The organism is Vibrio sp. YT-18, from assembly GCF_033337345.1.
In the GTDB taxonomy this organism is placed as follows: domain Bacteria; phylum Pseudomonadota; class Gammaproteobacteria; order Enterobacterales; family Vibrionaceae; genus Vibrio; species Vibrio alginolyticus.
This window is the reverse complement of the sequence record NZ_JAWOQO010000013.1, coordinates 124,457-146,386: the sequence shown is the minus strand read 5'-3', so window position 1 is coordinate 146,386 and position 21,930 is coordinate 124,457. Positions and strand designations below refer to the sequence as shown.

Here is a 21,930-nt window from a genome sequence, read left to right as displayed (position 1 = left end):
ATGCGTTGATTTCAGTGATTAAGGTGGTATGCAGCGGCTTTGGTATTGCGTTGTTCACCCCTTAGCAGGGCGTTATGCCGCTATATGAAAAACGGGAGAGGACATGAAAGGGGAAATTGTTCGCTGGGTTGATGAGCGCGGTTTTGGGTTCATAAATTCCAATGAACTGGATGGTGACATTTTTGTTCATGTATCCAAGTTCAAAAAAGGATACCGACGCCCCCGAATAGGGGACCAAGTAGAGTTTCAACTGGCAAGTACTCAGCCTAAGTTAAGTGCGGAAAGTGCTCAGTTAGTCGGTGTCAAACCACAGAAAAGCAATTCTTTTTCAGTTGTATTATCAGCAGTTATCGTCGGTCTAATAGGCGCAGCCTTCTATCTGTTTTATATAGAGCCTAAGTTAAACCCTGCATATGAAAATATGGGGTTCAGTTGTCAAGGCAAGACTTACTGTAGCGAAATGGCGTCTTGTGATGAAGCAAAGTTTTATTTATCAAATTGTCCAAATGTCAAAATAGATGGCGACAATGATGGTACTCCTTGCGAGAGTCAGTTATGTGGTAGTTGGTAGGATCGGCATAACAAACTGTTTAAGAGTGATTCGCAACGCGTGGCATTTTTACTATGCGTTGGTTTTAGTGTTTAAGGTGGTATGCAGCGGCATCGGGATTGCGTTGCTCACACCTTAACAGGGCGTTATGTGAAAATTCTCCTGAAGCCGTTGTTAGCTCTAAGTAAAGGTATTAGATAGTGAAAGATATAATGCTCAAATTAGCGTACTTCACGCAGCATATAACTTTGAATAAAAATGATTACGAATACATAGGGGAAGACGAGCTTAGCGTTGTCTTTCGCTACAATAATTGTGTCCTTTGCCGCCCCTATATTTATTTTCGACCAGTAAATATTAGCAGTGCTTTGAGCGAACATGAATTTACAGAGACTATGTTCGAATGCTATGAGGGGAATGTTGAAATTGTCTCTCAAACTTTTACCGAGTTTGAAGACAGATTTCAGATAGTTACACGCTATGGTATGGTTCTTGGCGATACTAATGGTGAGTTTTCGGGGTGTGAGTTTACTTATAGGCAAGATAACGACAACATTTTTAAGTACCAAGTCGAAAACTCCATAGCGCCTGAAGATGAATGTTGCACACCTTTGAACCCTCTAAAACTCTCAGTAAATGGAACGTTAGAGTGTGAGGTTGTGGAAGAGCCTTTAGTAGGTTCTTTTCTCTGCCCAAATTAATTTTCACATAACAAACTGTTTAAGAGTGATTCGCAACGCGTGGCATTTTTAATATGCGTTGGTTTTAGTGTTTAAGGTGGTATGCGACAACTCCGGTATTGCGTTGCTCACACCTTAACAGGGCGTTAGTTTACATGGATAAACTCTCACCCTAATTATGCTTCTAAGGTGAAAATCGTGTTATTTCAGATGATTCTGGGGTAGCTGTGATTAACCTAATACAGCAACAACTAAGATAAAGTTATCTTCTTTGGTGAAATAAGCTGTGTGTTTTCCTATCGGGAAATAAAAGCCATTTGGGTACATCTCGTCACAACTTCTTCCTAAATCTGGATTATCAGCTAGCATCTGAAACCCTGATAGCAGAGTATCTTTACTGTTTTTGCTGATTTTTACTGGCTCGCGTTGTGCGCTTAGAAGTAGTTCGCCGAAATTTTGTTTGGCATCATTGGCTGTTAATGTATGCATGGCCAGTTCCCAATTGAGTGCACAGTTAGATCATAATGTATCGCATGAAATGTTCAATTTAATTAAATCGCGTGATTCGTGCGAAATGTAAACTAACAAACTGTCTAATATTGATTCTCAACTCGTGGCATTAACTGGGCGTTGAGCTCAGTGATTAAATCGGTATGCGGCGGCTTTTGTATTGCGTTGCTCAACTCCAAAAGGTCATTAATACTCAAAGGTCAAATATGGATATTTACCCAGAAATCGAGTTATCTAAAGCGCAGCATAATGCAATTGAAGCTCTTAGAAACAAGTCGTTTCCTGAACATCAAGTTACTCGCTCTTACTATAAGCAACTCCCGCATATGAGAGTTCTGAATTACGAAGGCGATCAGTTAGTTGGTTACATGGGATTAGACTACAGAGTTGTTCGCGTTGGTGATGAAATTTATAAAGTATTAGGTGTGAGTGACTTTTGTGTCGAGAGCACAGCTCAAAGGCAAGGTATTGGAACAACAATGTTGTCTCAACTCAGCGATTATGCCTCAACTAAAGATGTCGACTTCATCATTTTAGTCTCCGATTTGGAGCGTTTTTATGTGGCTAATGGTTATCAGCGCCTTAACTCTCTAAGTTCTTGGTTGCGAGTTCACGAACATAAAAATTACGGTGTTGCTGTAGAACAACTAGATGATTTATATGTTAAACCTATCAGCGGTAAAACTTGGGCTGTTGGTCATATAGATTGGTTAGGGTATATATATTAGTCTGTATTGGGCTAATAATTGGTTCACAACAAGAGTGGTTACACATGGCATTTTCACTATGAGTTGATTTAAGTGATGTGGGGCAGTTTTGTATTGTGATACTCACTCTTTAATAATGTGCTGCAACTCTTAGGAAGCAAAAGGCTTAATTTATGGAATGTAGAGTACTAGTAACCAGCATAAGTATTGCTCTTTGTAGTGTAGGAATGGCCGCGAATCCACTAAGTATTCAAAGTGATGAGCAACTGTTTAAAAACTTCGCTCTCTCATCTTGAATTGCGACTAATTACAAAGGATCAGCTGTTGCGAAAGATGCGATAACGGCGATGCAAGGCTACAGAGAGTTTTCCGAGCTTCCTTTGGAGTCATTCTTTGGGGTTAGCGAGCTATTGGAAAAATATGATATGGTTATTTACAAATCAAAAAATGGTAACGTGATCAAATTGGCCTACTGTATAGACTTTTCTAATTCAGACGATGTTCATAAGCTATACATTAATGCGAAATCAGAGTTATAACAAACTGCTCAAAGTTGATTCGCAACGTGTGGTATTTTTACGGCGCAATACGTTGAGTGATTAAGATGATTTTTAGTGGTTTCTGTATTGAATTACTCATCTCTTAGCGGGGCATTATGCGGTGATGTAAATATGAAGATATTTTTAATAGTAGCAACACTCGTTCAGTTCACTTTCCTGAGTTTCTCGAAATACTATTGCTCAATTGCAAATGAGGTGCTTAGAAAGGCGGTGGAAACTAAAGAGAGTAACTTTCTATCTTTCCTTGATAAGTATGATTATTACAATGACTTAGATAATTATCTAGGCTTAGCGTCCGCTACAGTGTGGGTTATGGTCGTGCTCGTGATAAAGTTGAAAAATGTATCAAGCACCGACATGGCTCATGTGGCTGTTTGTTTGCCGTTATTTTTTCATATGATTTTGATGTCGATGTAGCTTCAATAGCTGTGGTTGGGTGATTAGGTACAACAAACTACTCAGGCTAGCGTACCATACATAGCATTTCCAATTAGCGTTTCTTATACCTTACGGGAGCGCTTTCCCACAAGGAGCAATATGTGATTGTAGTAGCAAGGTTTTCTTTTCCTCATGAAGCTCATATTGCGAGAGCAAGCCTAGATAGTGTCGGAATAGAAAGTTACATCGCTGACGAGCACACGGTAAATACTCAGTGGCTTTATTCAAATGCAATAGGCGGCGTCCGTCTGATGGTGGCCGAAAGTGATGCAGAAGATGCGAAACAAATACTTAGTAGCGATTTCTCAGAATCATTGGGAAATGAAGTTGACGTTGATGAAGAAAAAGACGTTTGCCCTAAATGTGGTAGTAAAGATCTATTTGCATTTACAAAAGGTAAACGCCCAGCTTTCTTAGTTTTTATTTTACTGGGTTTTCCACTGTTTTTTTACAAGCATGGTTATAAGTGTAAGCAGTGTGGGGAGTTTAGTGAAAAACTTTAAATCTTCAGATAACAAGGCATTAAAGAGACAACTTGTACTCGTAGTATTTTTACGATGAGTTAGGTCTAGTGCCTATACAAGAAGTCAGAGTTACTGCTTGCTTACAAGCAAAGCATTATACGATAGTGAAGGAATAACATTGAATGAGTGAAATTAAAACAATAGAGCAGTTAAAAGAAATTTACGCAGAGCCAAGTGCGAGAGCTAAAAATAAAGCTCTGCCTGTGCTGGATGTTCATGCGATTACATTAATTAATAACTGCCATTTTGCAGTTCTAAGTACCGCTGATTCACAAGGGTATATCGATCTTTCTCCTAAAGGAGGGGAGCCTGGCTTCGTAAAAGTTTTAGATGAATCAACATTGTTGCTCCCTGATAGCTCGGGGAACAATCGTATCGATAGTCTAAAAAATATCATTAGTAACCCCAAGGTAGGGTTGTTATTGATGGTAAATGGTATTGATGAAGTGCTCCGTATTAAAGGAATCGCAAGTATTCACACCGACGCCAACTTGATATCTGCTTGCCCCGATGGAAGTAAAGATCCTAAGGTTGTTATCAAAATAGTCATAGAGAGTATGTACTTTCATTGTGCGAAAGCGGTGATGAGAGGGAAACTTTGGTCTGATGACTATAAAGTAAATCGCTCAATTCTCCCTTCATTAGCTCAAGTCTTTAAAGATCAACAAAAGTTAGAAAGTAAAGCGCTTAATCAAGAAGAGATGTTGAAATATTACCAATCTAGCCTTTAGAACGAGCGTGGTAATATATTGAAAAGATAGAAAAATCAGGTTCGACCGTACTCTGCGGAAGTATGGATTAGGTTTAGTGGGGATGTTACTGTCTCAATAGCGTTAGTTCACAAATAAACAATTGTTAGTCCAAATTTTAAAATGAAAAATGCAGGAAAATTTACTCTAGAACATTACGTTTTGGCTAGTCCGGGAGTTAGGTGTGTTGGACAAATGATTGATCTTTTTGTCAGTTTTAGCATTTTTACTCTCGTTTTATGGGTCGGCTTAGAAATCGGTATTGAAAAAGAGCTTGTGCGCGCTACAGCAGTAACTGCGACTGTATCGTATTACCTTTTTTCTGATTGTTTACCAAATGGTCAAAGTGTGGGTAAAAAACTTTTGGGCATTGCAGTTATAAGTGCAAGAACGGGTAAAAAGTGCAATATTTTTCAGTCGCTCTTTCGAAATGTTATTACTCCATTCTTCGGTTTTATTGACTCAATTTTCATTCTTGGTAAAAAGAGGCAACGTCTCGGTGATAAGTTAGTGAGAACGGTGGTGGTAGTGCACTAAATTGATAGCGCTGAGGACTAGGGTTCAAGTCGGGCTTTGTTTTCGTGGTGGAACAGCCTCGCTTAGGAGGTAGCGTTACTCACATACTTAATGTAGCGTTGTAAGAAAATTGGTATTGGAGTCCAAGTTTTATGTCAGAAAAAGAGAAAATGTTAGCAGGTGAGCTTTATGACCCAAGTGATGAAGAGTTATTAAAGTTAAGGTTGAGCGCTAGGTTACTAACTGAAAAATTGAATGCCACGTCTGTTGAGCATAAACAAAAGCGAGTTCAAATAACTAAGCGCTTGTTCGGCACAACAGGTGACGATATTCATGTTGAATCTTCTTTCAATTGCGACTACGGATCCAACATTCACGTTGGAGATAATTTTTACGCTAATTTTGGTTGTGTGATTTTGGATGTTGCGGAAGTTAAGTTTGGTGATAACTGTTTACTCGGGCCTCAAGTTGGAATTTATACTGCGACTCATCCCTTAGATCCTATCGAGAGGAACAGTGGTTTAGAGCTAGCAAAGCCCATAAACATTGGTGACAATTGTTGGATAGGTGGCCATGCCGTAATCAACCCTGGCGTAACACTTGGGAACAACGTGGTGGTAGCCTCTGGCGCAGTCGTTACAAAGAGTTTTGGAGACAATGTCGTTGTTGGTGGCAACCCAGCCAGAGTACTGAAGGAAATCGTCACTAAGCGATAATAAAGTATATGGACTATTTTAAGCCTGAGTTTAGGACTTATGATCAACTCACTCCAAGCTTTGATGCGTTCAGCGGTTACTTGTTGACGCACTTGAATGTCTAAAATTTGCTTCAATATAGAATCGTGACACGTGGCGCTTTTACCGTGCGTTGAGCTTGTTTAAAAGTCTCATACGAAATCATTTGTATTACGTGTCTCACACTTTTATTGTATTTTCGTCACCAATAACAAACCAAAAGGCTGGCTCCAAAATGTTAGTAACAAAGATTGAAACGGAACGATTAATTCTAAGAGAGCTAGTTGAAGATGATGCAAGCGAATTGTTTGACATCTTCTCAGACCATGAGGTCATGAAATATTGGAACTCTGGCCCTTGGGTTTCAATTGAAGAAGCGCGGACATTTATAGCCAAGAGTACACAGGCCATGAATAGCAATACAGAAGTGACACTAGGCATCTTCCTAAAGAGCAATGGCCAACTTCTGGGTAAGATAATGCTGTTTAATCACGTGAAAGAGTCTAGGCGCGCAGAAATTGGCTTTGGCGTTAGTCGTCATTTCTGGGGTAAAGGCATTGTATTAGAGGCGGGAACTGCATTAATCGAACACGCATTCAAAACACTGAATCTACGTCGAATCGAGGCTGAGATAGATCCAGACAATACTTCTTCAGGTAAAGTCTTGGAACGGTTAGGTTTTATAAAGGAAGGTTTCCTAAGGCAGCGTTGGGAAGTGAATGGAGTAGTCTCAGATTCCGCAATTTACGGGTTGTTAGCTAAACCCCTAGACAGCGTTTAGTACCCGGCCTTAAAAGCATCCAATAGATCTAGCCTGCTCGCATTCAATACACAGCCTTACACTTGACGGCGAGGTTTCTTGAATTGACTTGGTGGTCACTGAATGTACTATCAAGGATAGGACTTACTGCAAGGATAGCAGCATGAGCGAGAAATTATTTTGGGTTAATCCCTACCAAACAGAACTTAACTCAAGAGTGACCAATGTAGACGGAAATAAGGTTGAATTGGACCAGACTATCTTCTTTGCAGAGTCTGGAGGCCAAGAGAGTGATAAAGGAACGATTAATGGTATTCCGGTTTTGATTGCTCAAAAGTTAGGTGTTCGACTTATTTACACATTGGAATCCTCTCCAAATTTTACTCTTGGTGACATTGTAACTACGAGTATTGATTGGAAGCGTAGATACGCCTTAATGAAGCTACACTTTGCGGCTGAAGTGGTGCTCGAGATGTTTTATCAGCGTCGGGAAGGCATTGTTAAGATAGGCGCGCATATTTCTGAAAATAAGAGTCGCATAGATTTCGAGTGGTCTGAAAATATTGGTCCGTTATTGAAAGAAATTGAAACTGATGTGCAAGATTTGATTAACTCTGATTCAGTTATTATTAGTGACTTTTCCGATCAAGAGAGTGAAAGAAGGTATTGGAGAGTGGATGGGTTTGCGCAAGTACCTTGCGGTGGCACTCATTTAAAGCGCACATCAGAAGTCGGCCAAATTCAATTAAAACGCAAGAACATCGGTAAAGGCAAAGAAAGGGTAGAGATAACCTTATGCTCGTAAGTCGATAGGGCATTAGAAATAGATTCCTAACACGTGGCATTTTAATTCATGGTGAGATTCACATTTGCGATATGATGGTTGAGATTGAGGGCGTGTTGGCTACTTCTTAACAGGGGCGAGAGGATGATATGTCGAAAGTAACATTGAAAGGCTTTATTTTAGTTCCGGAAAAGGATTTAGAATTAGTAAAACATGCGTTAATAACTCACAAAAGGCTCACGTTAGAAGAGCCGGGCTGCCTTACTTTTCTTGTGACTCAAAGCTCGACTAATCCTTTTCGTTTTGATGTCTATGAAGAGTTCGTCGACAAAGCCTCTTTTAAGCAACATCAGGAAAGAGTTCAAGCCTCGCATTGGGGAAAAGTAACTGCCAATGTTAAACGTCAATACGAAATCTTTGAATGTGTGCATGACTAATAGAATCGGAGTGATTTAGAGCGTTTACACTTTGCTTTTCAAGTTGCTCTACGCTCTACTATGTTGCTTTATTCAGCTATTCACCTGGCTTAGTGTTCTTAATACTTTGCCGTATTAAATCTAGAAATTTTAATGGAAGTGTTATGTTTAGAGTTGTGTATGAATGGCGTGTGCCAAGTGAAAAAATGGATGAGTTTCAAAATATATGGCGTTCGACGACAGATTCAATTCATCAGTCAGTAGATGGGGCGCTTGGTAGTTTTATGCTTCGTGCTTACGATGTACCGGAAAAGGTTTTAACTATTGCCAAGTGGCGAACACGTGAAGACTGGGAGCGGTTTTGGGGAACTAGTAACCCAGAAAAAATGAAGAAGATGAGTGAAATTGCAGAGCGTATTTCAGTTGAACCATTCGATGAAATTGAAGATAGAACTAAGTAGGGCTAGAAGCAAACAACAGAAACGTTAAAGTGATGCCTAATGCACAGTTTGGCGGATAATATGAAAGACAACCTTAACCAAGGAATAGGGTTATGCAGATCTTAATCGTTGGAGGTAGTAAAGGGCTAGGAAGGTTCTTGGCTACGAACTTACAGGGTACAGAAATTTATGCGATTTCTAGATCAAAGCTAGTTGAGGGGGGAGTCGCCTCTGTTTGTATTGACGTTGATCCCGGTAAAAAACCAGATTATACGTGCTTCAAAGGTGTAGAGTTTGACATCATCGTTTATTTGGCGTCGATGTGGGGAGAGTCTTCAGAATTGACAACAAGCGAACTGATTGAGTTTATGAATGTTGGCCCGATTGGGTATCTTAATTTAGTCAATGAGCTTAACGCTTTAGGTTCACTTAACAATAAATGCAATATTGTATCTATTGGCTCTACAGCAGAGCTTTCAGAAAGTAGTGAATATCCTGCATTCGCCCTCAGTAAAAGATTACTCAAAGATATTTCTAGCCAGCTGCAAAACGTTTATCGTGATTACCGCTTTACTCACTTTACAATAGGTGGGATCGGGCATGCTGAAGAGGAACGTATTGAGTATTCGAGTGTTTTGGAGATTATAAATATGCTAACCAAGCTTGATCCAAACACATACCTTTCAAATATGCATATAAAGTCCAAGCTAGGAATGTAGCTCTCAAGCTGTATTACGTACCTGTTTCTATGGTTTGGCATCATGTGCATTCTTTTTATTGAGCTATGGTTATAACTCCAATGAAAGGAGTTTACTTATGTCATACATTGATGGGTTTGTCGCTGCAGTACCGACAGCGAATAAAGAAAAGTATATCGCACACGCAAAAATAGCAGCAGAAATGTTCAGGGAGTTTGGGGCCTTAAAGGTTGTTGAGACGTGGGGGAGTGAAGTACCAGATGGTGAGATCACATCATTTCCCATGGCAGTTAACGCTGAAAGCAACGAAACCGTTGTGTTTTCGTGGGTAGTCTGGCCTTCAAAAGAAGTTCGGGACTCAGGGTGGCAGCGGATCATGGGTGATCCTCGAATGAGTCCAGACAATAACCCAATGCCCTTTGATGGAAAGCGTCTCATTTATGGCGGATTTGATGTTATTTTGGAGCAGTAAAATACCAAATAATCTCAACTCGATTCGTGATACTTGGTGTTTTAATCAGTATTACGCTTCTGATGTACGTTCAATAGACTATTCTGCGATAAGTGTTGATAAAACTCCATTTGGAGGCTTAGAGTAAAAATGGAAGAGATAAATTATTCACTGATTGTCGTATCAGCTATCGCTGCCATCGCTAGCCCCGGACCAGCAACTCTTGCGATAGCAGGCAAGTCAATGAACCACGGTCGACGCTTTGGAGGGTATTTGGCTGCAGGTGTTTTAACGGGGTCTTTATTTTGGTCAACCTCAGCTGCTTTTGGTCTCGCAACCATACTCTATAGCAATGTTTGGCTTTTTGAAATTCTTAGATATTGTGGGGCATTTTATCTTTTATTTTTGGCTTTAAAGTCCGTACATTCTGCCTGCAACATCGAGCAGCTAAAGTTACCCAAAACATACGTAACGACAGAGAAGGGTAACTACTTAACCGGAGTGTTAATTCACTTAACTAACCCAAAAGCTATTCTGTTTTTCGGTGCGCTTTATTCGATAGGAGTTCCTCCTACGGCCAGTCCGTTGGAATTGTTGTCGGTCATTTTTGTTGTGGGGCTGGTTAGTGCTTTAGTTTTCTTTGGCTATGCTTTTCTTTTCGCGTATAAAAAGGTCAGGCAAACCTATCTCAGATCCAAAGCAGTTTTTGAAGGCGTGTTCGCGTTATTTTTTGGTGTGGCAAGCATTAAGTTGCTGCTTAGTGAGGCAGGAAAATGAAGCACAAAAGGCTTGAAGAAATAAGAATAGATAATCTATATGATTTGACGGTCTATTAAGTATACTAAGTAGCCGATTTGTTAACTTCCATAAGAGCTGCTGGCTAGAAAAAGCTTACAACCAAACGATGCTAAATATTATCATTCAAAGGGCTAACAAAGGCCCATAATTTAATTCGTATCACTGTTCATGATTGTGCTCTTCGCGCAGTGCTGTAGTATTAGTAACGTGTTGTTAATACTAAATATAACCAATTGAAACCTGGACGTTGCATTACTTGTAGTTCGATGAAATGTTATCCCGCAAGACGTTAATTTGGAGAAAAGAATGGATTCAAACTCACTATTATTATTTGTTGTCGCTTGTCTCGCTATCAACATGATTCCTGGACCTGATGTAATTTATATTGTTTCCAATACAATGAAAGGTAAATTATCTGCTGGGCTGAAAGCGGCTCTGGGGCTTGGTGTTGGTTACTTTTTTCATACACTAGCGGCATGTTTAGGTTTGTCAGCAATAATTCTGAGTTCATCTTTGGCTTTTAGCGTTGTTAAATGGTTAGGGGCCGCTTACCTAGTTTATTTAGGTGTTCAGTCATTACTGTCTATGTGGCGTGGAGAAAGTAAAATCGTTGAAAACAAAAATGTTGATAATAATAAAAATGTGTTTGTTCAGGGGGTTATCGTCAGCGTCTTGAATCCAAAAGTAGCGCTATTCTTTCTCTCGTTTCTGCCTCAATTTATTGATACGTCTGCAAGCTCAACATCAATGCAATTATTAGTACTTGGCTTGCTGTTCAGCGTACTTGCGACGACATGTAACGTTTTGTACGCCTCTGTGGGTAATTGGGTATTTAGTCGTCCACACTCTCAGCGTTATTCAAGAACTCTTGAAGGTGTTTCAGGTATTCTACTTATCAGTCTAGCGAGTAAAGTGGCATTTAGTGATCGTTAGATACAGGGCATTTTATTCTCGTGATTATTATATGGCTAATGTTTGCTCAATCCATACGTTAAATGAGTGCTATTGCATAGGTTGAATCACAAATTTCAAAAATACCAATAAGTGAACGTATTTATTTATAGTATGGTTGGCGCGATTTTATCGTAGCTAGGTTAATAACATGAAAAATAAAGTAATTCTGTGTTCCGCATTCCTTTTGGGTTTGTCAGGTTGTGCTTCTGTTCCTACTGTTGATTCGACAGTATCAAATCAAATGAAATCATTTGAAGCACCTCAAAAGGGGAACGCAGGGATTTACATTTACCGAGAAGATGCTTTTGTCGGAGCAGCACTTAAAAAGTATGTTTACGTCGATGGAGAATGTATTGGTGAAACCGCTCCTGGTGTGTTTTTCTACCATGAGGTCGAAGGCAATAAAGAACATCAAGTAAGTACAGAGTCTGAGTTTTCTGAAAATCACTTAACTATCTTAACGGAAGAGGGTCGTAATTATTTCGTTAATCAATACATTAAAATGGGTGTATTTGTTGGTGGTGCGGGCGTAGAACTCGTGGACGAAAGCAAAGGTAAAGCAGAAGTACTAAAAGTCGACATGGCAGAAAAAGGAAACTGTTCTTCGATCTAGTTTTACTAACAGACGCTTTTTAGATTAAAAAACACATTATCAATGTAACCCAACGCTTGATGAGATCCATTCAGCGTTGGGTTTTGTATTTTTGGCAAACAGTATACCTATTTCAGACCGCATGATTTGCTACCTCCTAGCTTGAGCCAATTTATCGTTCAAAGTATCTACTTGTGAAACGTGAATTTTCGAGAGGATTTCGTAGGGAGCAATCCTACAAACGCGATTAACTGATATGCCATTCCATCATTAACCTTGTCGAGTGTATTGCTAAACTAGGTAGCGGTGTGTCTCCTCTCATTAAACAAATAATAGGTATATCAGTTTTAGCTTCTATGCCTTTACATCATGCACTCGGAGCGCAATTTAAAATCAAAGGGCTAACACCAATATTAGAGAAAAATCTTGAAAGTCACCTTACACCACTAACGAAACTCTCTGTTTCAAACATTACCTCAAATCGACTAACGAAGATGGTTAATAATGCGTTAAACCCTTATGGCTACTATCATTCCGAGCTCAATGTTCAGAGATCAGAGAATGATCTCATCACGCTTGAGGTCGACGCTGGGGAGGTGATGTTGGTGGCAAAATCTAACCTTGCCGTGTCGGGAGAGGCCAGTAACGATCAAGATTTCATCGAACTAATTAATCAAGCTCAACTTAAACAAGGTCAGCCGTTGCTTCATTCTGAGTACGATACGCTAAAGCGAAACTTGATTTCATTGGCTCAGCAAAAAGGTTATTTAGATGGACGTTTTATCGAATCGTCTTTGGAAGTCATTCCAAGTTTGAATCAAGCCCATGTGAATCTGCATTTCTCTAGTGGTTCTCGTTACCAATTTGGAGAGCTCTCTGTTCTTACGTCGGGTATCGAAACAGCACGAATAGAAGCGATGAGAACGTTTGAGCGGGGCGACGATTTTGACACTGTGAAATTGAGTCAATATCAGGCCGATCTCTCCAGTACTGATTGGTTTCGCAGTGTGATTGTGAAAGCGGATTTCGAGGAGACATCCGATGGTCATAAGGTGCCGATAGAAGTGCTCGCAGAGCCGAATTCACGTAATATTGTGCAGGTCGGTGGAGGGTATTCGACAGACTTGGGATTGCGCGCTTCGCTGAACTGGACCAAGCCTTGGTACAACGCACGTGGACACAGTTTTGAGGCACAAGCGTACGCTTCCAAACCGGAACAATCGCTATTACTTGGTTACAAAATTCCCACACAAAATGTTCTAACGGATTACTACGGGATTCAGTTTGAATCTAAGCATGTCGACTATCGAGACACATCGAGTTTTTCTAATGATTTATCGTTTGAAAAACACTGGCAGTTAGACAGTGATTGGCAAAGCACCATGCACGTTCGTTATTTGCAAGAGAGTTATCGACAAGCGTCGGAGAATAACGAATCACAGTTGTTATTACCTGGGGTGACATTTTCACTGCTTGATCGCAAGAACGATCAATTAGAAGTAAATCACCGTCACGTCTACTCATTGGAATACTCGGACCCCAATTTTTTCTCCGATTCTCGTTTGCTGCGCATTGAAGGCAACAGTGTGCTGTCGTGGGATATTAGTGAAAAACACAAGTTTCACTTTCGTTCCAATGTCGGTATTAATGTCGCTGACACTTTGAGCGATATCCCATCATCATTACGTTTCTTTGCGGGAGGTGACGGCAATCTTCGTGGTTATGGTTATGAGTCTATCTCTCCGAGAGACGAAAATGGCGATTTAACGGGTGCCCGTTACATGTTTACTGCTGGGCTGGAATATCAATATCAGGTCTACCGCCAATTGTGGCTTGGGGCATTTTATGATGTTGGTGATGCCTTCAACGATAGGGTGGATTGGAAAAGCGGTACAGGCTTGAGTTTGATATGGAATTCAAAATACGTGCCCGTCAAAGTGGACTTTGCTTATGGTTTAGGTGCTCCTCAAGGAGACCAATTCCGCGTTCACTTTTCGCTAGGCACGCAGTTTTAGCGGGCATTAAAAAGGCTCTCATCCTTGCAGATAGAGAGCCTTTTTAAGCCTTGATTGTTTAGAGTTCGAGCTCACCATTCAGTTTCTTGAATATCCAGTTAGGTGCCTTATGCCATCCACCATAGTTTGGATTCTTAGTATGGATCTCATTCATTGATTGCCACTGAGTTTGGCCTTGTCCATCTCGAGATACTCGCCAAAACAGTTCATCTTGCTGTCGAGTTAAGTAGTGCATGACATGTTCTGCAAAGGCTTCGCTTTGGACCAACACACCAAATTCCACATTGAGGAAATCCGATCTTGGGTCGAAGTTTGATGAGCCGATATAAGTCAGCCGATCATCGAGTATCACCGTCTTGTTGTGATAATAAGTATCCGCATGGAAGTAATGGTCATCATTTTTCGCTTGGTTTTTGTACTCAAGTATATGAACGCCCTTATCCAACAAGGTTTGGCGATGCTCCTCGTAATAAGCCGGAATAAAGCCAGAATCATTAGAGGCAGACGAGTTCGTCATTAACGTGATGTCCGCTTTCTGCTCCATCAAGGTATCAATAAAGACAAATTCACCATCACTTGGTACCACATAAGGCGTTGATATCACTGCTTTGGATGCAGAGGTTATTTGTTGCCAAACTTGGTGTTCTGCACGTTTTCTAAAGTAGGGTTTGTTGTTTTCTAACTTGTTTAATGAGTCGAAAACGGGGGTGACTTGCGCAGTGATGAAGTCGGGACTGGTCAGGTGTTTAACCTGTTTTTCAACTTCCGCCAGAATGATGCTTTTGTCTTTCTCACCTTCATTAAGCGCTTTAGTAAACGCGGAATAGTTTGGGGTAACGTTAACGATGTTTTCTATTGGCGTAACATGCTCGCTGTCCCAAAGCTGTTGGTAGTTTTGGTCGAATGCTCGAATAATGCTGCCTTTGAACAAGACATCCATATCAAAGAAGTTGGCTTTACGGCTGTAACCAAAATAGTCGTCGCCAATGTTACGTCCACCTAGAATCATCCATTGATGGTCGACGTTGAAGTACTTCTCGTGCAGACGATTGTCCAAACGTTGTTGGTGAGTAGAGAAGTTGACGGCGCGACCAATCCAACCTGACTTACGTGAATCAAACGGATTGAATAAACGGATTTGAATGTTGTCGTGAGCGCTGAGATCAGCAAGCCATTTCTCGTTAAACACTAATAAGTCATCGAGAGTGAGTCGAACTTGCACACCTCGATCTGCTGCTTGTTTGAGTTCATTGAGTAGCATCAAACCAAGCGTGTCACTCTCCCAAGAAAAGTAAGTCATATCGATGCTTTGCTGAGCGTTTCTTACCAGTTCAACACGACGAGCAAAGGCTTCTGGAGCGGTAGGAATTAAGTAAACTTCGGATTGATGCTGAGTAGTTTGCCAATTGGCTTCAAAATCCGGTTCAACTTGAGGGTAGGGCTGGGCACAGCCAACCAACAGCGCGCCGAAGATAAAGAGTAGCAGAGCACGAAGGGCGTTAGGAAACATGAGTAAACCTTCCTAATTATGTTCAAGGAATAAGGATGAAAAAAGCCAGCGAACTGGCTTTTAGGTATTCGGTAACGAGTTTTTAGTGGCTGAGGATGAAGTTACATGTGGCTAAGAATTAACCCAAGTTCCTCGAGACCGTTGAGGCGACCTTGGCGCAGTTTTGGATCGATGCCTGAGTGATGAGCATTGTCCCAGTCTTGTGTGGATTGAATACCGCCATCGTTATCGATCAGCAATACTCGATCAGTCGCACTGTTGTATTGGAAGTCTTCAAATAAACGTTCGCTAAACCACATACGAGAGAGCTTGTTCATCATTGCTTTGTCTTTGCTACCTGGACGAACACTTGAACCATCAAGCTTTAATGTCTTGTTAAACACAAATGGTAATTCTGATGCATTACAAGCGCCCACAATACAACTGATGCTTTTGAGTAAATCACCAACGTCGAGATCGCCATTTTCACCTTTGGTATTGTAAGTCCATACGTTGAATCCAGGTGTGTAGTCAAAGTAGTAGAAGCTTGGCGTTGCTCCTGTTGTTTCTTCAGTTGAAACCTTATGACGGTTTGGACCCGTGAAGAGCAAGTCATGTAACGCGGTCTTGAATTGCTGCATGTTTTTGGACGCGCCATTCAGTTCACTTTCATCGTTAGGGAAGAAGTCAGCCAGAGCAAGTAACTCCGTGGTTGAATCGGAGTTCCCCAAACCGAAGAACAACTTAGTCATCGCCTCATAAGCGGTGCTAGGTAGCAGTTCCAATAAGTCAGAAAGATCGAGTTCAATTGAAGCTGAATCGTTGAGTAATGAACGATATTCGGTGCGTAAACGGTTTAAGTTCGTTTCCGATTCTAGCCACTCCACCATGTATTCGACGATTAAGTTTTCGTCACCACTTTCAATGATTTCTGGCGCTTCTTGGCTCAAGATTTCAATAATAGTTGGGATCAAAAATGTCAGGCTCGGCAGCATGCCCAGAGTATTGCTTTCTGCACTGTTTGAGCCAATTACCGTCGGTACGATCCATTCACTCTCAATCGCTTGTTCAGTAAAGTGATAGCCTGGTACTTCTTTCACTAGAAACGCTGGTGGGCGATGCTCGATGTAAGGCGCAAATGGCATCAACGTAGATAATGGGCTGTTGTCGCGTGTTGGACTGATAACCGGAATATTCGCGGCGGTCAGTACCCAGTTCTTAAGACGTTGAATCGGATCAAGCATCTCGCTCTGTACCTTCATGATCTCTTCAAGTGGTAGTAACGCAAGATCTTCAACGCTTTGCTCTAGTCTTTGGCTCTTGGCAACATCGTAACTTTTATATTCAAAGCCGTAAGCGTTGCTTTGCATGATGGCACGTTGAAAGTGCTCACCTGCGATTGCCGCATCGCCTTTTGATTGCTGTAAAATTCCCACCGACATGGCACCCGCACCTTGACCCATGAGTGTCACGTTTTGCGGATTGCCGCCGAATGCCTCTATGTTTTGTTGAACCCATTCAAGCGCGTGTTTTTGATCGCCTAGGCCAAAGTTACCGCCCTCTGGGTTGTCCAAACCATCGACCCAAACACTGCCCAACAAGCCCAAGCGATAGTTAAAAGTAACTGCAATAAACGGGTTACCATCGTCAGCACCTTGTGCAACCACCATATCACCATGAATCAGCGGTTCTGAGCCCGAGCCGTATTCAAAGTCTCCACCGTGAATAAAGACATACACTGGCAAATCTGCGTACGCTTCTGTCCCTGCTGGTCGCCAAATGTTTAGGTTCAAACAATCTTCTGATTGCGTTTGTGCCGTGGTTTTTAACTGCGGGCACGCATCACCGAACTGAGTCGCATCAATATCGCCTTCAAGTGGGACCGCAATGCTGTGCTGAAAGCGGTCTGCTTGCGCAAATTGGATACCTTTGAACGCCTCTACCGCTGCCAGTTTTTCATCCGCATCAAGAGGCGTGATGACAAGGGACTCTTTGGTCGCTTGAATGGTTGCATCGCCAATTTCCAAAGCGATTTGCTCTGGTGGTAAGGGTTGTAGTGGCTTCGGGCCGTTAGGAACGCTAGGTTTACCAGAGTCATCACTGCAAGCTGCTAAGGCAAGAGTGATGGTAATGGCTAAAGTTGAGCGATTGAGTAAAGTCATTGTTATGTCCAAAAAGTCATTTGGTGCGTACACCGAAAATGTTAAACGGCATCTAACAAGCGACGTCCTGACGCTTTGGCATTAATCCGTGAATGGTTGGATGGCTTGTTGTATTGATGGCTCAAATGGTAGGACATCGGCGACAGTTTCAGTAATCGCCTTTGTAGGATGCAGTCCTACCATCGTATAGGGGCGGGCTCTTTCTGAGAGCTAGAAACGGTAACCAAGATTTAAGGTCACTGACTCTCGAGTTTCCCCTTTGTTATAGAGAAAGGTCAGGTTGTAGTTTTTGCCGATTTGCTTATTGAAACCAGTCAAAAACGCCCATTGATTAAGATCTACACCAATGTCGTAATCGAATTCGATATCACCGCTTTTTACATGCCCGTCCATTCGAGCGTCCAACCCTTGATATTCTGCTCCGACAAAGAACTGCGTGCGATAATCGACAAGTTGATAACCCAACATCGGCTGTACAGTAACAATACCATCGCCCCAATCATCTAAGCCCTTTAAGCGAGTTTGCGAATAGGTACCAGTGACAGAAGCAAAGAATTCTTTATAGCCAACCGAAAGGGTTGTACCTATACCACGAAGGTCATATTCCAAATGCAGCGGCACGTCTAGGCGTCCGCGACTACAAAGTGCAGATAAACCATCGCAAAACTTATCACCTAATCCTGGCAGTTTATCGTTCAGCTTATCTTTTATGTACTGACCACCTTCACCCGTGTAAGCGGCATTAACATTGGCATCGACATTAACTTTCCCGATGTAACCAAATACATTCCAAAATGGCAGGATGTTTACATCGCCACGAAGCGTCATGCTCTCAGCACTGACGATGCCGACACTGTCTTCTGGATCAAACAGTTCATTAAGGCCGATGCCTTCAATCGTGAAATCATTAAATGGAATATTCATATCTTGATTTCGATACGCTAGCGACACACCAAACGGCAGAGGCAAATCGATACCTTGACGACGAACCATATCACCCATTAAAGGAAAAACTCGGTCTAGCTTAACACTGGCTTCTTGCATGCGTGGATCAGAGACCTCATTCAAGCGTTTTTCGTCTAGTACTTGCACGCCAAGCTTATCTTCATAAATCGCTACCGGTTTTACGCTGCTCATCATTTCGAGGGGTTTATTTTTCTTTGAACCAACTATCTTGGTGTTTTTACTGGCAATCGCAATTTTGCCTGATGTTAATTTCTGGAAGAGGATCTCTTGATCGTAAGAATCCACTTGGTAGTTGTGATGTGTGAACGGTTTATCGTTGGTAATGACCATACGTTTCGGTTCACCATTAACCAACTCAATATCAACGCTTAAAAAGCGAAAGTAGGCGATATCTTGAGGAAGACCGTATTTTGAGTAATTAAAACTGATGATCACATTACCATTCTGATCCTCTTTGGCTCTTACTGATGACGGATCAAAACTCTCCGCGTAGTTTCGAAGGCGGTATTCTGTTCGTGTGAAAGCTTCGATCTCATCAAGTACTTTTTCATTTTCATCGAGTTGTTCAGGGTTGTACTTGATACGCAGATCAATGTTGCCTTTGTTATCGGTGTTCTTAACCAAGTAGACGGACGAATCGCGAACGCTATCACCGATTTTAACACTTCGGTGGGCATGCTCGACCAAATGCTCGCCTTGAACTAGAGAGCTGATGGCCAGTTTTGGTAAATCATGACTGATACCGTATTTGTCGAACAGCGCTCGGCCTTGCTCGATTACTTCGTTGTAGGTCGTCGTCTCTTCAGCGGCGAAGCCAAAAGTGGGGGTAGTAAGCATTAGTGCGCTCGCGAGCACAGTAAGAGAAGACGTCTTGCCGGCGCGTAATTCAAAAAAACTCATGACAGTTTCCACTCTGAATAGTCTCAAACCTTCGAGACTCAGACAGTTAATGTGTCACTGAACTTCTTGTTCAGTTAGATAGATGTGTTTGCTGTGATTGACGTTGTGAATGCAGAGTTTTCGATTGCATTTCGTGAATCAATGAGAGGATTTTATGAGGTGAAGAGAAATACCGTTAATCGCTTTTGATGGATACTATCCTCGCTTTATGGGTTACGGAGGAATAATGGCTAGCTCACAAACAAACAGCCCCGCATAGCAGAAGCAATGCAGGGCTTTAGTTTCAAGAACGGAGGTGACGCTTAGACCGTAACGCGAACACGAAACAGATCAGTAAACAACTTGGCAATCATCAAAATGATCATAATGTTTACCAGCATCAGCAAGGGCGTTTCAATTCGATACGCTGGGGTTAAATTGAGCGCTCCTGATGTCAAGACAACCAATAAGTTAATACCTAGAATTCTGTGTACCATCAGTTTTGGTGTGGAAAACACCTTCCAAATTACGATGATGTTGATGAAGTAGAATAGCCCAAGCTGCCAAAGCTCGGTCATCATTGGCATTATGAAAATGTATTGCAATAGAATCACCGTGCCAGTGCCTATCACACCAAAAAATGCATCTTTAATAATGCTTGGTGGCATAGTAGGAACGATTGAAGAGAACACGCCTGCTAGCATCGGAAAAATGAAACCTCCGGGTACGGGCAGATAAATCCAGATCAACAAAGAAGTGACGAACATGGATACACCTTGCAATACCTTTCTGCCGTCTTCATTCAAATGCTGGATAAACGTTCGATGCTCGTGATGCCAAACCGTGTTTTTCTCTCTTTGCATGACATAAGCAACGTGACCAATGAGCGACGTACTTGGATTTTTAATATCAAAGCTTTGAAGTTGCTGCGTTAGCGTTGGCCAATCGATCTCACGACTTTGCGATTTATCTGCTTGTTCTAGCAATCGGTCTTGGATTTGTGCCATCTCATTTAAACGCGCACGCCATAGCTGACGATGTTCTTTCAAGTGGTAGCTGCCAGTAAGTGGTAAACCGACCAGTTGGAACAACTTTTCTATGTTGGCGCTGTTGGTCTCAAGAGCTTCAGTATCTATATCATTGGGCGATTTCATAGCGTTAAGCATCGCCTCTCTGCTGGTCTCAAAACGTTGAATGAAGTTTTGTTCTGTACTGACTGGCCAGACTAATCGGTACACAACAGAAAACGTGATCACACCAAGAATAGTCTCTTGCATGCGAAGAACAGCGAAGTGGAACGTTGCTTGACTATCAAATCCTCCCATACATGCGATGATGGAGCACACAGCAAAACCGATAGAGAACACATAACCATACTTTTCGTCGCTCGACATAAAAATGCACGCACCTAAAAACAAGGTGAAGAAGGTGAGAAACAAAAAGCGATCTTGAGAAAACGTCGTGATGAGGAAAAAGGCATAACCGATGCCAAGGAGGGTTCCTAATAAGCGATTATGACCTTTGTTTATCGAGTGAGCGAAGCTTTCATTTAATGCCATTACCGCGACTGCGATCGCTGCCCAATACGGTTTCTCCCATTGAAACCATAAGGCAAGGCAGATCGCGATAACGATAGACAGCGCAGCTTTGATTGCTTCTTTGGTTGAGGCATTAAACATACATTCCACCGCATTATTGTTTGATGATTTTGATAGAGGCCGTCATACCAACACGTAGTTGAAAATCTTTCGGTAAGTGATCTAATTTAACTTTAATTGGAATACGTTGAGCCAAACGAATCCACTGGAAGTTCGGATTGACGTTTGGCAGGAGATCGTTGCCTGTGCTGCCATCTTGCTTTGCGATACCGTAGCCGATGCTTTTGATTTTTCCTTCCAACACAGCTTCATTGTGCATCATTAAGGTCACGTAGGCTTTATCTTGTGGATCAACGCCAACTAAATCCGTTTCTTTGAAATATCCTTCGATCCAAAAGCTGTCTTCATCAATCAAAGCCACGACTGGGGAGTTAGCGACGACTTGAGAGCCGACACGTAAGTTCAAATTAGTGATATAACCATTCGTTGGCGCATAAACTTTTGTGTAATCAAGGTTTAGCTTGGCTTCTTCAACATTGGCTTTCGCGAGTTCTACGTTGGCAACGGCTGTCTCCACCGCATTGTCTAGGTTATTCAATGTCAGTACAGGTACAGCGCCAGGTGTGCGCTTTTCTAACTTAAGTGCTCGCTGCTCTTCGTTTTTTGCTTTTGCTAACAGAGCGACCGCTTGTTTTTGAGTCGCCAATGCTTTGTGGTATGCCGCTTTATAGATGCTTGGGTCAATCTCAAACAGCAAATCGCCTTGTTTCACTTGCGAATTGTCTTCGACGTAGACTCGGATGATTTGTCCTGTTACGCGGGGGGTTATAGAAACGATGTGCGCGCTAACTTGGCCATCTCTAGTCCAAGGGGTGTCAGAGTATGATTGGTAGTAGCTGAAAATCACGGTGCCAGCTGAACACAGTAGTAGCAGTGTGATGAGATAACGTTTTATCACGG

At 41.8% G+C, this 21,930-nt stretch carries 22 protein-coding genes and 2 pseudogenes; 17 read left to right on the top strand and 7 right to left on the bottom strand.

All coding sequences use genetic code 11. The annotated features are described in order from the left end of the window. Nucleotides 1–103: 103 nt before the first annotated feature. Both R7M72_RS17655 and R7M72_RS17650 read left to right on the top strand, forming a co-directional pair. Nucleotides 104–571: a cold shock domain-containing protein gene (locus R7M72_RS17655; protein WP_029804521.1), complete on the top strand. Its 468-nt coding sequence runs from the start codon at nucleotides 104–106 to the stop codon at nucleotides 569–571. Nucleotides 572–750: 179 nt separating this feature from the next. After that, nucleotides 751–1,251, top strand: a complete 501-nt coding sequence (locus R7M72_RS17650) for a hypothetical protein (RefSeq protein ID WP_238855018.1) — start codon at nucleotides 751–753, stop codon at nucleotides 1,249–1,251. A 210-nt stretch (nucleotides 1,252–1,461) separates the two neighbouring features. Here R7M72_RS17650 and R7M72_RS17640 read toward each other — a convergent pair. Together R7M72_RS17640 and R7M72_RS17635 are read right to left on the bottom strand one after the other, a co-directional pair. Continuing rightward, a pseudogene (locus tag R7M72_RS17640) lies at nucleotides 1,462–1,626 on the bottom strand (type II toxin-antitoxin system RelE/ParE family toxin); the annotation flags it as partial. Next, a pseudogene (locus R7M72_RS17635) lies at nucleotides 1,612–1,719 on the bottom strand (type II toxin-antitoxin system Phd/YefM family antitoxin); the annotation flags it as partial. The pseudogenes R7M72_RS17640 and R7M72_RS17635, both read right to left, overlap by 15 nt. Before the next feature lie 227 nt (nucleotides 1,720–1,946). Between R7M72_RS17635 and R7M72_RS17630 the strand changes: the two are divergent. The 15 genes from R7M72_RS17630 to R7M72_RS17560 all read left to right on the top strand — a co-directional run bounded on the left by R7M72_RS17630 (nucleotide 1,947) and on the right by R7M72_RS17560 (nucleotide 13,876). Next, nucleotides 1,947–2,468, top strand: coding sequence for a GNAT family N-acetyltransferase (locus tag R7M72_RS17630; protein WP_017634591.1), 522 nt, complete (start codon nucleotides 1,947–1,949; stop codon nucleotides 2,466–2,468). 1,078 nt (nucleotides 2,469–3,546) lie between these two features. Continuing rightward, nucleotides 3,547–3,948, top strand: a complete 402-nt coding sequence (locus R7M72_RS17625) for a DUF2007 domain-containing protein (protein ID WP_005377076.1) — start codon at nucleotides 3,547–3,549, stop codon at nucleotides 3,946–3,948. A 143-nt stretch (nucleotides 3,949–4,091) separates the two neighbouring features. Next, complete coding sequence (locus R7M72_RS17620; protein WP_149192529.1) at nucleotides 4,092–4,700, top strand: pyridoxamine 5'-phosphate oxidase family protein; 609 nt, start codon at nucleotides 4,092–4,094, stop codon at nucleotides 4,698–4,700. Between the two features lie 141 nt (nucleotides 4,701–4,841). Next, complete coding sequence (locus tag R7M72_RS17615; RefSeq protein ID WP_053304369.1) at nucleotides 4,842–5,255, top strand: RDD family protein; 414 nt, start codon at nucleotides 4,842–4,844, stop codon at nucleotides 5,253–5,255. 131 nt (nucleotides 5,256–5,386) lie between these two features. Next, nucleotides 5,387–5,950 carry a sugar O-acetyltransferase gene (locus R7M72_RS17610; protein ID WP_005389307.1) on the top strand — a complete coding sequence of 188 codons (564 nt, stop codon included), beginning with the start codon at nucleotides 5,387–5,389 and terminating at the stop codon, nucleotides 5,948–5,950. Nucleotides 5,951–6,203: 253 nt separating this feature from the next. After that, nucleotides 6,204–6,749: a GNAT family N-acetyltransferase gene (locus R7M72_RS17605; protein ID WP_053304370.1), complete on the top strand. Its 546-nt coding sequence runs from the start codon at nucleotides 6,204–6,206 to the stop codon at nucleotides 6,747–6,749. A gap of 142 nt (nucleotides 6,750–6,891) precedes the next feature. Beyond that, complete coding sequence (locus tag R7M72_RS17600) at nucleotides 6,892–7,533, top strand: alanine--tRNA ligase-related protein (RefSeq protein WP_031781320.1); 642 nt, start codon at nucleotides 6,892–6,894, stop codon at nucleotides 7,531–7,533. Between the two features lie 128 nt (nucleotides 7,534–7,661). Further along, entirely contained in the window at nucleotides 7,662–7,949 is a 288-nt protein-coding gene (locus R7M72_RS17595; RefSeq protein WP_005377083.1) for a putative quinol monooxygenase, read from the top strand. A 143-nt stretch (nucleotides 7,950–8,092) separates the two neighbouring features. Further along, a complete protein-coding gene (locus R7M72_RS17590) occupies nucleotides 8,093–8,389 on the top strand; it encodes an antibiotic biosynthesis monooxygenase family protein (protein WP_005377084.1) in 297 nt (98 codons plus the stop codon). A 92-nt stretch (nucleotides 8,390–8,481) separates the two neighbouring features. After that, on the top strand, nucleotides 8,482–9,087 hold the full coding sequence (locus R7M72_RS17585) for a hypothetical protein (protein ID WP_115386047.1): 606 nt from the start codon (nucleotides 8,482–8,484) through the stop codon (nucleotides 9,085–9,087). 97 nt (nucleotides 9,088–9,184) lie between these two features. Beyond that, nucleotides 9,185–9,538 carry a DUF1428 domain-containing protein gene (locus R7M72_RS17580; RefSeq protein WP_017821465.1) on the top strand — a complete coding sequence of 118 codons (354 nt, stop codon included), beginning with the start codon at nucleotides 9,185–9,187 and terminating at the stop codon, nucleotides 9,536–9,538. 129 nt (nucleotides 9,539–9,667) lie between these two features. Continuing rightward, the gene (locus tag R7M72_RS17575; RefSeq protein WP_318056283.1) at nucleotides 9,668–10,294 is read left to right on the top strand and encodes a LysE family translocator; all 627 of its coding nucleotides are present in this window, start codon (nucleotides 9,668–9,670) and stop codon (nucleotides 10,292–10,294) included. Between the two features lie 327 nt (nucleotides 10,295–10,621). Further along, complete coding sequence (locus R7M72_RS17570; protein WP_005377098.1) at nucleotides 10,622–11,248, top strand: LysE family translocator; 627 nt, start codon at nucleotides 10,622–10,624, stop codon at nucleotides 11,246–11,248. Between the two features lie 169 nt (nucleotides 11,249–11,417). Then, on the top strand, nucleotides 11,418–11,882 hold the full coding sequence (locus R7M72_RS17565; RefSeq protein ID WP_005377099.1) for a DUF2846 domain-containing protein: 465 nt from the start codon (nucleotides 11,418–11,420) through the stop codon (nucleotides 11,880–11,882). A 335-nt stretch (nucleotides 11,883–12,217) separates the two neighbouring features. Next, entirely contained in the window at nucleotides 12,218–13,876 is a 1,659-nt protein-coding gene (locus R7M72_RS17560; RefSeq protein WP_318056282.1) for an autotransporter assembly complex family protein, read from the top strand. Between the two features lie 58 nt (nucleotides 13,877–13,934). Here R7M72_RS17560 and R7M72_RS17555 read toward each other — a convergent pair whose 3' ends face one another. The 5 genes from R7M72_RS17555 to R7M72_RS17535 all read right to left on the bottom strand — a co-directional run bounded on the left by R7M72_RS17555 (nucleotide 13,935) and on the right by R7M72_RS17535 (nucleotide 21,928). Further along, nucleotides 13,935–15,386 (bottom strand): phospholipase D family protein, encoded by a 1,452-nt coding sequence (locus tag R7M72_RS17555; protein ID WP_318056281.1) that lies wholly within the window; start codon nucleotides 15,384–15,386, stop codon nucleotides 13,935–13,937. Nucleotides 15,387–15,487: 101 nt separating this feature from the next. Further along, complete coding sequence (locus R7M72_RS17550) at nucleotides 15,488–17,527, bottom strand: carboxylesterase family protein (protein ID WP_149192526.1); 2,040 nt, start codon at nucleotides 17,525–17,527, stop codon at nucleotides 15,488–15,490. 210 nt (nucleotides 17,528–17,737) lie between these two features. Next, the gene (locus R7M72_RS17545; protein ID WP_064368471.1) at nucleotides 17,738–19,393 is read right to left on the bottom strand and encodes a hypothetical protein; all 1,656 of its coding nucleotides are present in this window, start codon (nucleotides 19,391–19,393) and stop codon (nucleotides 17,738–17,740) included. Between the two features lie 302 nt (nucleotides 19,394–19,695). Then, nucleotides 19,696–21,051, bottom strand: coding sequence for an FUSC family protein (locus R7M72_RS17540; RefSeq protein ID WP_104975374.1), 1,356 nt, complete (start codon nucleotides 21,049–21,051; stop codon nucleotides 19,696–19,698). Nucleotides 21,052–21,064: 13 nt separating this feature from the next. Then, nucleotides 21,065–21,928, bottom strand: coding sequence for an HlyD family secretion protein (locus R7M72_RS17535; protein ID WP_318056280.1), 864 nt, complete (start codon nucleotides 21,926–21,928; stop codon nucleotides 21,065–21,067). Between the last annotated feature and the right edge of the window lie 2 nt (nucleotides 21,929–21,930).